The organism is Actinospica sp. (genome assembly GCF_035552695.1).
Lineage (GTDB): Bacteria > Actinomycetota > Actinomycetes > Streptomycetales > Catenulisporaceae > Actinospica.
In genome coordinates this window covers 1-10,960 of the sequence record NZ_DASZKT010000156.1, presented here as the reverse complement: position 1 = coordinate 10,960, position 10,960 = coordinate 1, and the positions used below count along the sequence as shown (strand labels likewise).

At 70.5% G+C, this 10,960-nt stretch carries 9 protein-coding genes; 2 read left to right on the top strand and 7 right to left on the bottom strand.

Going from position 1 to position 10,960, the window contains the following annotated elements; translation table 11 throughout:
* The 5 genes from VG296_RS19040 to VG296_RS19020 form a co-directional block, all read right to left on the bottom strand.
* A partial coding sequence (locus VG296_RS19040; protein ID WP_325567407.1) for a ricin-type beta-trefoil lectin domain protein occupies positions 1-219 on the bottom strand: 219 nt, incomplete at its 3' end.
* 2 nt (positions 220-221) lie between these two features.
* Positions 222-1,616: a ricin-type beta-trefoil lectin domain protein gene (locus VG296_RS19035; RefSeq protein WP_325567406.1), complete on the bottom strand. Its 1,395-nt coding sequence runs from the start codon at positions 1,614-1,616 to the stop codon at positions 222-224.
* A 273-nt stretch (positions 1,617-1,889) separates the two neighbouring features.
* Complete coding sequence (locus VG296_RS19030; protein ID WP_325567404.1) at positions 1,890-2,555, bottom strand: alpha/beta family hydrolase; 666 nt, start codon at positions 2,553-2,555, stop codon at positions 1,890-1,892.
* A 95-nt stretch (positions 2,556-2,650) separates the two neighbouring features.
* A complete protein-coding gene (locus tag VG296_RS19025) occupies positions 2,651-3,388 on the bottom strand; it encodes a peptidylprolyl isomerase (protein WP_325567402.1) in 738 nt (245 codons plus the stop codon).
* Positions 3,389-3,533: 145 nt separating this feature from the next.
* The gene (locus tag VG296_RS19020; protein ID WP_325567400.1) at positions 3,534-5,048 is read right to left on the bottom strand and encodes a GGDEF domain-containing protein; all 1,515 of its coding nucleotides are present in this window, start codon (positions 5,046-5,048) and stop codon (positions 3,534-3,536) included.
* 180 nt (positions 5,049-5,228) lie between these two features.
* On the opposite strand from VG296_RS19020, the gene VG296_RS19015 reads away from it, so the two are divergent.
* Entirely contained in the window at positions 5,229-8,228 is a 3,000-nt protein-coding gene (locus tag VG296_RS19015) for a SpoIIE family protein phosphatase (RefSeq protein WP_325567398.1), read from the top strand.
* Positions 8,229-8,232: 4 nt separating this feature from the next.
* Here VG296_RS19015 and VG296_RS19010 read toward each other — a convergent pair whose 3' ends face one another.
* Positions 8,233-9,186, bottom strand: coding sequence for a DUF5996 family protein (locus VG296_RS19010; RefSeq protein ID WP_325567396.1), 954 nt, complete (start codon positions 9,184-9,186; stop codon positions 8,233-8,235).
* 57 nt (positions 9,187-9,243) lie between these two features.
* Here VG296_RS19010 and VG296_RS19005 point away from each other — a divergent pair, with 57 nt between their 5' ends.
* Positions 9,244-9,510 (top strand): UBP-type zinc finger domain-containing protein, encoded by a 267-nt coding sequence (locus VG296_RS19005; protein WP_325567394.1) that lies wholly within the window; start codon positions 9,244-9,246, stop codon positions 9,508-9,510.
* A 16-nt stretch (positions 9,511-9,526) separates the two neighbouring features.
* On the opposite strand, the gene VG296_RS19000 is transcribed toward VG296_RS19005, so the two are convergent.
* Entirely contained in the window at positions 9,527-10,696 is a 1,170-nt protein-coding gene (locus VG296_RS19000; RefSeq protein ID WP_325567392.1) for an MMPL family transporter, read from the bottom strand.
* Positions 10,697-10,960: the final 264 nt, after the last annotated feature.

Genomic DNA, 10,960 nt, shown 5'->3' with positions numbered 1-10,960 from the left:
CGATCCGACGGTCCACTGCTGAGCGCCGGTGCCGTTGCAGGTGTAGACCTGGATCGGGTTGGAATCGGCCGAACTCGCGCTGCGGTCATCGAGACACAGGCCCTGATAGCCGGTGATCTGCCCGGTACCACTGGCAGCCTGAGCGTGGTGCGCCAGAGCCGTGCCCATGCCGAGGGCGAGTGCGACGGCCGCCACGACCGCGATGAAGCGTTGCTTCATCTTCACGGAGCGCTCCACTGCTGGTTCGAGGAGTCGGCGCACGCCCAGATCTGAACCTGGGTGCCGGAACCGCCGAAGCCCGTGTCATCCAGACACTTGCCGGAGTTCGCGTTCACGTATTCGCCGTTCGACTGGTGCGTCCAGGTCTGCGCGCCGGTGCCGTTACAGGTGTACAGCTGGACGAGAGTGCCGTTCGCCGTACCCGCGCCGGTCACGTCCAGGCACTTGCCCAAGGTCTGCAGCGAGCCGTTCGACTCCGCGGTCCACTGCTGCGCGCTCGTCCCGTTGCAGGTGTAGACCTGGATCGGGTTGGAGTCGGCCGTGCTCGCGCTGCGGTCATCGAGGCACAGACCCTGATAGCCGGTGATCTGGCCGGTCGTGCCGCCGCCGCCACCACCGCCGCTCGTCGTCCCGGTGATCTTGTTGAAGATCGACGAGTACTGGTATCCGGTGCCCTTGTCGTAGTAGTCCACCTCCCAGAAGGACAACTCGCCGACGCCGTTGGAGGCCGCGAAGCTCTCCAGCGTGGACGCGTCGGAGGTGGAGAAGTACTCGTTGTCGTCGTTCTGCCCGGCGATCGGGGTCAGGCCCATCATGTTGTACGCGGCCGAGGTGGAGATCCCGTACAACCCGGAGAGCTGGCCCGCGGTGGCCTGGGCGGCGGACTCGGCGTCGTTGAGCGCGTTCTCGCCGTCGCCGAAGTCCATCGTCATGATGTTGACGGTGGACACCTTGACGCCGTTGTTCTTCGCGTCCTGCAGCAGCGCGTACTCGGAGCCGTTGCCGGTGGGCAGGCCGTTCGGCGCCACCGCGAGGGTGAAGTCGATCTGCACGGCCGGGTCCTCGGCCTGCAGCGCGGCCAGCGCCTGGTCGCGGCGGGTGGTGGACGCGGTGTCGGAGAGCACGCCGCCTTCGATGTCGAAGTCGAGGCGGTTGACGCCGTAGGTGTTGACAATGTTCTGGTATGCGGCGGTAAGCGAGGAGACCGACGTACAGGACTGGGCAAGCTCGGTGCTGCCCGCACCGCCGAACGAGATCATCACGTTGCCGCCGGCCGCTTGCAGGGAGCTGATCTCCGAGGAGAACGCGCCCATCCCGGAGCCGTCGTCCTCCCACTGCGGGGTGCAGCCGGACTGCGAGGTGACGAACGCCAGGGTGTAGTACTTCAGGCCGGTGGCCGACATGTCCGCGGCCATGTCGCCCGCGTCCGAACCGCCGATCTGCAGGTAGGGCGCGGCGAAGTGGGCGGGGAAGGCGGAGCCCGCGGCCGCGGCCGGAGCCGCCGTGGCGAGCCCGAGGCCGCCCGCGGCCAGCGCGGTTCCGGCCGCCAGGGCCAGCGCCGCCGTCCGCGGCCGGACGCCGCCGCCGTCCCTGTCTCTCAGTATCGAAATACGCATACGCATGGTGATGTGCGATCCCTTCGGCACGAGCTCTCCGGCGGACGTAGGCGACCTCGCCGGGTGGGGAAAGTACTCGCAGCGCTTCTGAGAAAACTCAGAAACAGCCGTGGGAGTGAGTGCAGCAGCACGCCCGAACGCCGTCAACGGCCCGCGAGAAATTGGTCCAGACCAAAGGGGATCGTTGCGGTCGGGTGATGAAACTGGATTATGTTTCACGCCTTGGTTCCGGGAACAGCAGCCGATGGCGGCGGTCGGCCAACCGAAACCCCGTCACCCGAGAAGGGGGTCGATCCACTCCGCGACCGCGCGCGTGATCGCCTCGAATACCGGCGTCTGCCCCTTGCGCACGGCGAAGCTGTGGTCGCCGGCCGGCAGCGCGAGCAGACGATGGCTCGGCGGCAGCGGCGGATACTCGGCGGGTGCGCCGAACGGGTCCGTCGCCCCTTGGACCACGAGCGTCGGCAGCCCGCTGCCGAGCAGTTCGTCGATCCGCGACTTCTCCGGCTTGCCCGGCGGATGCAGTGGGAACGCCAAGGCCAGCACCCCACGTGCGCCGGTCTCCGCGCCGGTCCGGCACGCGACCCGGGCACCGGCGCTGCGCCCGCCGACGATCACGGGGACGTCGCGTACGTCGTCGGTCGCATCGCGCGGGCCCGTCGACGGGTCTGCCCGCCACCGATCCATCACCGCGCGCCAACCCACGTCGAGCGACTTGGGCGCAGGCCCGAGCCGCTTGCCGGCCACCCGCCACGGCTGCTCGACCAGCACGACTTCGACGCCGTTGGTCGGCAGGTCGGCCGCCAGCGCCTGCAGATCCGGCGCCTCGACACCGCCACCCGCTCCGTGCCCGAGCATCAGCACCGCGCGGCACGTCCCGACAGCCGGGAACCGCGTGATCCGGGCGTCGCCGAGCGGGGTCGGCACGAGCACTTTCATGATCCCGAGACTAGCCCGGCCGCGGCGCGCGCCGCGCGTTCGCGGGCGCGCGCCGACCCGTCGTGATGGTCGCCTGAGCTGATTCAGCCTGAGAATCAGTTCCTGATGATCTGTACGTGCAGGATCCCGACATAGCGGTTCGGGTAGCCGTCGCCGGGGCCGTTCTGCTGATCGTCACCGGCCGCCGCGATCTTCTGCAGCACGTTCATGCCGCTCGTGATCGTGCCGAAGGGCGTGTAGAGCGGAGGAAGCGGCGAAGCCTTCCAGCAGATGAAGAACTGGCTGCCGTTGGTGTTCGGCCCGGCGTTGGCCATCGCCACGGTTCCCGCGGGATACGTGGCGCCGCTCAGGTTCTCGTCGTCGAACTGGTAGCCAGGGCCGCCGGAGCCGGTGCCGGTGGGATCACCGCACTGCAGCACGTAGATTCCCTGCAGGGTCAGCCGATGACAGTGCGTCAGATCGTAGTACCCGCGCTCGGCCAGGAAGGCGAACGAGCCCGTCGTGCAGGGCGCGGCGCTCGTCTCGGCCGCGAATCCGATCTCGCCCTGAGTCGTCACCAGCAGCGCCGTGTACGGCTGCCGATTCGGCGTCGACGGCGGCAGGCCCTGGTAGCGGTCGGCCGGCAGAACGTTGGTATAGCTGCAGCTCGTCGCGGTGTTCGGCTTGGCGGCACTGAGGTTTCCCGAGTGTCCGACCGTCAGCGGGATCAACGTGCCCGGGGACGCGGCGCCGTTCGCCGACGAGGAACCGGAGGCCGAGGCGGAGAGGGTGCCGCCGAGAGCCAGGACCGCCGCGACGGCGGTGAGGGTGGCGATGAGCCGAGGTCTGCGCATGGGTGGGTCCTTCCTTTCCGGAAGGTCGCGCGGGTGGAAATGTGGGTTCGGCCGTTCGGGCCAAGGGGGCACATTCCCGCGCCCGGCCGGGACTACACGGCGCCCATGCCGCTCGTGTCGCCCATGAGTTCACGGCTCACGTGGCTCACGTGCTGTCGGGCTGTGCGCGCTTGGCCTCCAGCACCAGCAGGTCCGCGGCGTGGAAGGCCTCGGCCAGGTCCTGGCCTCCCAGGGACGCCAACCCCAGCGTCAGCGTGACCGGGGTCTCGGGGGCCAGGCTGCTCCAGTCGTTCGCAGCGACCGCCGCGCTCAATCGCGCGACCACCTCTCGGGCCTCGGCCATGCCCGCGCCGGGCAGCACGATCACGAATTCGTCCCCGCCGTAACGGGCCAGGAAATCGCCGCGGCGCAGGGCGCGGGCGAGGATCGCCGCGACCTGTTCGAGCACCTCGTCGCCGATCAGGTGCCCGTGCACCGTGTTGACCTGCTTGAAGCCGTCGAGATCGGCGACGCCGAGCACTCCGTGCACGCCCCGGCCGATGAGTTCGGCGACGTAGCTCTCCAGGTGTCTGCGGTTCGGCAGGCCGGTCAGCGGATCGGTCTGCGCCTCGTCGGCATAGCGGCTCACGTTCCGGCGCAGCTCGTCGAAGTCCAGCCGGGCCGTGATCCCGTCGACGAAGAGGTCGTAGACGCGGTCGGCCGCCCGGGCCAGCAGATAGGTGACCTCGCGGTCGGCCGCGTGCGCCGCGGCGAAGTCGCCCTCCGCGATGTGTGCCAGGGCTCTGAGTCGCGGGACCTCCGCGCGGCCCAGTCGGGTCTGCGTCGTCCGCGCGTTCTCCAGGAGCTCCAGGGCCTCGTCCGGCCGGCCTTCCGCGACGGCGAGCGCGGCGAGTCCGAGCTGACGCAGCTCGACGGCCTCGGGGAAGTGCTCGTGCTCCAGGCCGAGCAGCGGCCGGGCGTCGGCTTCGATCCTTCCGCCGAGGGCCGCGTATCGGGCCATCGCGTAGCCGAGGTAGGGCACCTCCATGACGATCAGGTCTTGGGCGGTGAGCCGGTGGACGAGGTCGCCGAGGACCGACTTGGCGGCGCCGGTCTCGCCGCGCTGGTCGAGGAACACGGCCTGGCGGAGCCGGATCTCCGGATGCGCGGCCAGCCGCCGGTCCTCGACGCGGCCCAGCCGGCTGATGTCCTCGGCGTGCCGTTGGGCGGCGACGGCGTGCCGGTGGAATCCCACATAGGAGTACGTGACGGCCATCGAAATCCAGGGCCGGAGGGCGCCGATGTCCGGGACGACGGCCTCAAGCGCCTGGGCGCCGCGTACCAGGTCGGTGACGCATCGCTCCAAGGAGCCTTCACGGTGCGCGAAGAAGGCCGCCAGCGCGTGGAACTCGCCGACCTCGACCGGCCGGGCGCCGTGTTCCTGGATGATCGCCCAAGCGGCGTCGATCACCGCGGGGCAGTCCCGCAGCCGGTTCATGTTGAGCAGCGCGGACAACTTGGCGAGTTGCACGCCGAGGATGTCCTGCGGCTCATGCAGCTTGGCCAGCAGCTCGTCGGCGACGGCCACTGCCTCGTTGGGCCGGCTGGCCCAGTTGAGCCGGGAGACCGCGATCCGCGGCTCGGCCTCGGCCGCGCCCGCGAACCCGTTTTCGCCGCTCATCGCCCCAGCCCCCTGCGGACGATGACGGATCGCACAACACCATCATGAGATGGCGAGGCCGTCCGCGCCATAGTGCGCCAGCCGTGCGGACGGCTTCGAGTCGCGTCGCGCTTCCGATCCGAGGAGTCTGGAACCGTGAAAGACACGCGCTCAACTGCGCGTCCCCGACGCCACCCGCTCGTGACGGTCGCCACCGCGCTATTGCAGTCCGACGGGCGGATCGTCCACTGGAGCTCCAGCGCGGAGGCCCTGCTGGGCTACAGCGCGGCCGAAGCCGTGGGAAGTTACGCCATCGGGCTGATCGGGGTCGATGAACGGCGGGCCGAGATCCTGGAGCTGTACGACGGGATACTGCGCGGCGAAGAGTGGTCCGGAACCTACCCCGTCCGGCACCGGAACGGCGACCACGTCGAGCTGGAGCTGCACACGTACCGGATCGACGCCGGAATCGGCCCGCCGATGGTGCTGGCGACGGCCGTGGACGCGCGCGCGGTGCGTCAGGTCGAGGCCGACTTGGCGGTGCTCGACAGCTTCTTCAGCCAGTCGCCGGTCGGCATGGCCGTCTACGACGACGAGCTGAGATTCGTGCGCGTCAACGCGGCGCTCGCCGAGGCGAACGGGCTCCCGGTCGCCGAACATCTGGGCCGCCGGGTCGACGAGGTGCTGCCTGGACCGGCCGCGGCCCTGATCGAGACGCAGCTCCGACAGGTGCTGGCGACCGGCGAGTCGATCGTCGACGCGCGGACGGAAGGTCCGGGGCCCGGGCGGCCCGGGAACGACCACACATGGTCGGCGTCCTACTCCCGCCTGCAGGATGCCGCCGGCCGGGTCTTCGGCATCAGTTCGTCGGTCATCGACATCACCGAGCGGCAGGACGCGGAGAAGCAGGCCTCGCGGGCTCGGGAGCGGCTCGTGGTGCTGGCCGAGGCCGGCACGGCGATCAGATCCACGCTGGACCTGAGCCAGGCGGGCGAGTCGCTGGTCGAGGCGATGGTCCCGGAGCTGGCGGACGTGTGCAGCGTCTACGTTCTCGAGCGGCAGATGATGGACGGTGGCGCCGCGGAGCCCTTGGGCCGCAACCCCTTCCTGGTACGCCGGGTGGCCTTCAGCGCGGAGGCGGAGGACTTCCCGCGTGAGGAGTTCCCCATCGGCCAGTTGCACCGCCTGGAGCCGGGCTCGCCCTACGCGGAGGCGCTGCGGCAGGGGCGCACCATGGTCGTGGCTCCGTCCGAAACGCCCTGGGTGATCGCCAACCCGACCGGGCGGCTGGCCACGTTCTACGCGCGCCGGTCCCGGCCGGTGCGGGTCGTGCCGCTGGTGGCCCGGGGATCCGTGCTCGGCTTCGTCTCCTATACGCGCCGGGAGTCCCGGGAGCCGCTCGACGAGCAGGACATCACGCTCGGCGACGAGCTCGCGGCCCGGGCGGCCGTCGCGATCGACAACGCCCTGCTCTACCGGCGCGAGCGCGAGACCGCGCTGGCGCGGCAGGAGGCGCTGCGGCAGGCCAACGCGGCGCAGGGCAGGCTCGCGCTGCTCAACGACGCCAGTGTGCGCATCGGCACGACGCTCGATCTGCAACGCACCGCGGAGGAGCTCGTCGAGGTGGTGCTGCCGCGGTTCGCCGACTTCGCCACGGTCGATCTGCTCGTCTCGGTGGTGCGCGGCGACGAGCCGGGATCGGTGTCCCTCTATGAACGGGTCGTCCTGCAGGCTGTCGCCGCCGGCGAGGCCCATCCGTCCGGCCTGCGGTCGATCGCGGATACCGTCGGGGAGATCTCCACGTTCGACTCGGCCAAGGGCTATGCCAGGAGTCTGCGAACCGGTCGTCCGCTGGTGATCCCGGTCGTCGACGAGGAATCGCTGCGCCGGATCGCCTCCGTGCCGGAGCGCGTGGCGCCCGGCCTGGCCGCCGGCGTCCACTCGTATCTGATGGTGCCGCTGCGGGCGCGCGGGGTGGTTCTCGGCGGCGCGGAGTTCATCCGCATGCAGGATCGCGAGCCGTTCGGGCAGGCCGACGTCGCCCTGGCCGAGGAACTGACCGCCCGCGCTGCACTCTGCATCGACAACGCGCGCCTGTACCGGCGTGAGCGGGCGACCGCGCTGACCTTGCAACGCAGCCTGCTGCCCCAGGACGTGCACCGCACATTGGGCACGGATATCGCGCACCGCTACCTGCCGAGCAGCGTGGTCAGCGAGGTCGGCGGCGACTGGTTCGACGTCGTGCCGCTCTCCTGCGGCCGGGTGGCGCTGGTGGTCGGCGACGTGATGGGGCACGGGATCCGGGCCGCGGCCACCATGGGTCAGTTGCGCACCGTGGCACGGACGCTGGCCACGCTGGACATGGACCCGGAGCAGGTGCTGACCCGGCTCGACGAGGTCGCGGCGAGCAGCGGCGACGACCAGTTCGCCACCTGCGTGTGCGCGGTGTACGACCCGGTGGAGCGCTCCGGGGTGATCGCCAGCGCCGGACATCTGCCACCGGTGACCGTGGCGCCGGACGGGACTACCCGCCTGATCGACGTTCTGCCGGGCGCTCCGCTGGGCGTCGGCGGAGTCCCGTTCGAAAGCGTCGAGTTCAGCCTGCCCGAACGCAGCATCCTGGCGCTGTACACCGACGGCCTGGTGGAGCGGCGCGGGCGGGATCTCGATGAGGGCATCGATCTGCTGCGGCACGCGCTCACCGGCCACGGTCGGTCGCTGGAGGAGCAGTGCGACGCCGTGCTCTCGGCCCTGCTGCCCAGCGGCGGCGAGGACGACGTGGCGCTGATCATGGCCAAGGCCGTGCCGTTGGATCCCGAACGCATCGCCACGCTCGCGTTGTCCGACGACCGGCGGGTCGCCGGACAGGCTCGGCGGTTCACCCAGGCGACGCTGCGGGACTGGGGGCTGACCGCACTGACCGAGTTGGCCGAGCTTCTGGTCAGCGAACTGGTGACGAACGCACTCACGCACGCCGATCGGCCGCGCCAGTTGCGGCTGTTCCGCGACCGGACGCTCACGGTCGAGGTGGCGGACTCCGACGCGCAGCGGCCGATCCAGCGCGGGCTCACCGACTACGAGGAGGGCGGACGCGGCATCCAGCTGGTCGACCAGTTGGCCCGCCGCTGGGGCAGCCGAGCGACCCGGCACGGGAAGGTCGTGTGGTTCGAACTCGAACCGCCGTCGGGATGGCCGGGCTGAGAGATCAGGGGTTCGATCGGGCCGCGGCGGGCGGCGTTCTGCTCATGTGCCAGCCGTCGCAGCGAGAACCGATCAGGTTCGACGGCCAGTCCGCCGTCTCGACCGCGGCCTGGTAGACGGCGTCGCCGAAGGAGCCGATGGCGCGGCGCGGGTTGTCCAGTTCCCTCAGCACGGACCACGGCAGCAGCATCAGACCGGCATCGGGATCCCAGACGGCGCCGTCGACACCCCAGGACCGGCCGTCGAGACCGTTCGGCCGGGGCCAGATGTAGCCGTACATGCCCGCGGCCGGGGCCTGGGGGCCGCCGAAGGAGAAGCCCACCGAGACATACGCCTCGAGCTCGGCGTTCTGCATGAACGCCGGTCGGCCCGGCCGAGGCAGCGTGGGCTGGGCGCGATAGCGGGTGGCGGACAGGTCGAACCCGCCCCACATGACTCCGACCCGTGGACGATGCCCCAAGTACGGCGCCTGCCACGTCTCAAGCCCGGCGGCGGCGAGATCCAACGCCTGCCACATCAGCTGAGCGGCCTCCTCGTCCCAGTCGCGCTGCTGGACGTCGTCGCCGAAGCTCGGCTCGGCGTCGGGGATCTCGCACAGCAGCTCGCTGCCCGGCGGCCGGATACCGAGCTCCCCCGCCGCCCGGCAGAACGCCGCGTAGAACTCAGCGATCGAACTACCGCTGGAGAGGCTCAGCGTCCGCGAACCCGTGTCGGCCTCGATGACCACGTCCGCGTCGAGCAGACGGTGGTGCACGGCGAAGCTCACGTCCTGCTGCCGGAGCGTCGGCGTGCGCAGCCCCCGCGGCGTGACATCGAGTACCACGTTCCCCCAGCCCACCTCGAACGGCTCGTCGAGCGTGTACTTGCCCCCCACCTGGACCAGACGGTTCAGGTAGGCGACCATCGGAGCCAGATCCTGGTAGACGAGCTCCGGCCACTCCCGTGGAGAAGTGTTCATAGCGCCATTTTCGCGGCACGGCAGGCGGGACGCGAGCCGTGGCGCGAAAATGGCGCTATGAGCACACAACCGGAAGACCCGCACATAGGCATGATCCGGTCCGTCGAGCCGCGCACCCCGCAGGGATGCGAGGATTGCCTGCGGCTAGGCTCGCCCTGGGTCCACCTGCGCCTGTGCCTGACCTGCGGGCATGTAGGGTGCTGCGACTCCTCGCCGCTGAAGCATGCCGGCGCCCACGCGAGCGAGTCCGGGCACCCGATCGTCCGCTCCTTCGAGCCCGGCGAGGACTGGCAGTGGTGCTACGTGGACCGGGCCTACGTCTGAACCCGAGGTCGCGCCGTCAGGGGACGCGCGCGACTTGAGGGGCCGTTTCCAGCGCGTCGGATGCGGATTCGTGCTCGTCGTGTGAGTCACGCGCGTCGGGCTTGATGAACAGCGCCTTCGCCGCCCACCGGGGCAGGTACCAGTTGGCGCGGCCGAACAGGACCACGAGCGCCGGGGTGAGCAGGGTGCGCACCACCAGCGCGTCGATCAGCACGCCCGCGGCCATGCCGGTGGCCATCATCTTCACCGTCGGATCGGGCGCCATCGAGAGTGACGTGAGCGCGAGCACGAGGATCAGCGCGGCGCTCGTGACCAGCCGTCCAGTACGCCCGATGCCCTCGATCACCGCCTTCTTGGTATCGCCTTCGCGGTCATACGCCTCGCGCATCCGGGCGAGGATGAAGACCTCGTAGTCCATCGAGACGCCGAACAGGAAGCCGAACAACAGCATCGGCACGTATGCGCTGATCGATCCGGTGGCCGGCACTCCCCAGATGGATTGCGAGCCGATGCCGTGCTGCCAGATGAGCACGAGCACGCCGTACGCGGCGCCGACCGACAGAACATTGAGAAGAACCGCCTTGGCCGGCAGCAGCAGCGAACGCATGCCGCGCGCGAGCAGCACGAACGTGATCAGTGCGACCACACCCAGCAGGATCGGGAAGTACTGGCCGATCTGGTGGGCGACGTCCGCGGCCTGGACCTGGCTGCCGCCGACCAGCGCCCCGGCGGGGGCGTGCGCGTGGACCTCGGCGAGGGACGGGCCGGCGGACGAGGTGCCGATCTCAGTGTTCGGCAGCACGGTCACGACGCTGCTGCCGCCGTGCGCCCAGGCCGGGTCGGCAGGCGTGAGCACGCCGTGGATGTCGGGCAGGCCGCGCAGGCTCGCCGCGAAGGACGCGGGGTCCTGGCCGTGCGGGACGAGCACGGGCACTGGAGTGAGTACACCGGTGGGGAACCCGTCGTGTTGCATCGCGAGCAGGCCGTCATGCGCGGGTCCCGAGTTCGCGAGGTTTCCGGCCGGGGCGCTGTTGATGTTGATGCCGAGGCCGATCACGCTGAGGGCGGTCAGGATCGCGGCGCCGAGTGCCGCCGCGATCCGGGGTCGGCGGACGATGCGCCGCGCGGCCTTGGTCCAGAACTTCGGCGCATCCTCGGTCTCGATCCGGCGCCTGCGCAGCCGCACCCGGTCGAGACCGGGGCACCAGGGCTGTCAGCGCGCGGTGCCGCAGCAGGAACGCGGCGAAGCGATGCACGGGTCCACCTCCAGGATCTTCCCGGCGCTTCGATCCGCACCGGGCCACGATCGCGACGCTAGGAGGCGACACCTTTCGATCGGCTTACGCGCCGCCCGACCAGCGGAGACGGCTCACGTTCGTCCTGCTGCGGCTCAGGCCCGCTCGCCGTTTTCGGCGCGGACGCGGGCTGCCAGCTCGGCGGCGGCGCGCTT

Excerpts from the sequence above, each read along its gene's own strand:
- VG296_RS19020 (WP_325567400.1), bottom strand. The coding sequence starts at position 5,048 with ATGAGCGGCGAAAACGGGTTCGCGGGCGCGGCCGAGGCCGAGCCGCGG.
- VG296_RS19005 (WP_325567394.1), top strand. The coding sequence starts at position 9,244 with ATGAGCACACAACCGGAAGACCCGCACATAGGCATGATCCGGTCCGTC.
- VG296_RS19010 (WP_325567396.1), bottom strand. The coding sequence starts at position 9,186 with ATGAACACTTCTCCACGGGAGTGGCCGGAGCTCGTCTACCAGGATCTG.
- VG296_RS19030 (WP_325567404.1), bottom strand. The coding sequence starts at position 2,555 with ATGAAAGTGCTCGTGCCGACCCCGCTCGGCGACGCCCGGATCACGCGG.
- VG296_RS19025 (WP_325567402.1), bottom strand. The coding sequence starts at position 3,388 with ATGCGCAGACCTCGGCTCATCGCCACCCTCACCGCCGTCGCGGCGGTC.
- VG296_RS19035 (WP_325567406.1), bottom strand. The coding sequence starts at position 1,616 with ATGCGTATTTCGATACTGAGAGACAGGGACGGCGGCGGCGTCCGGCCG.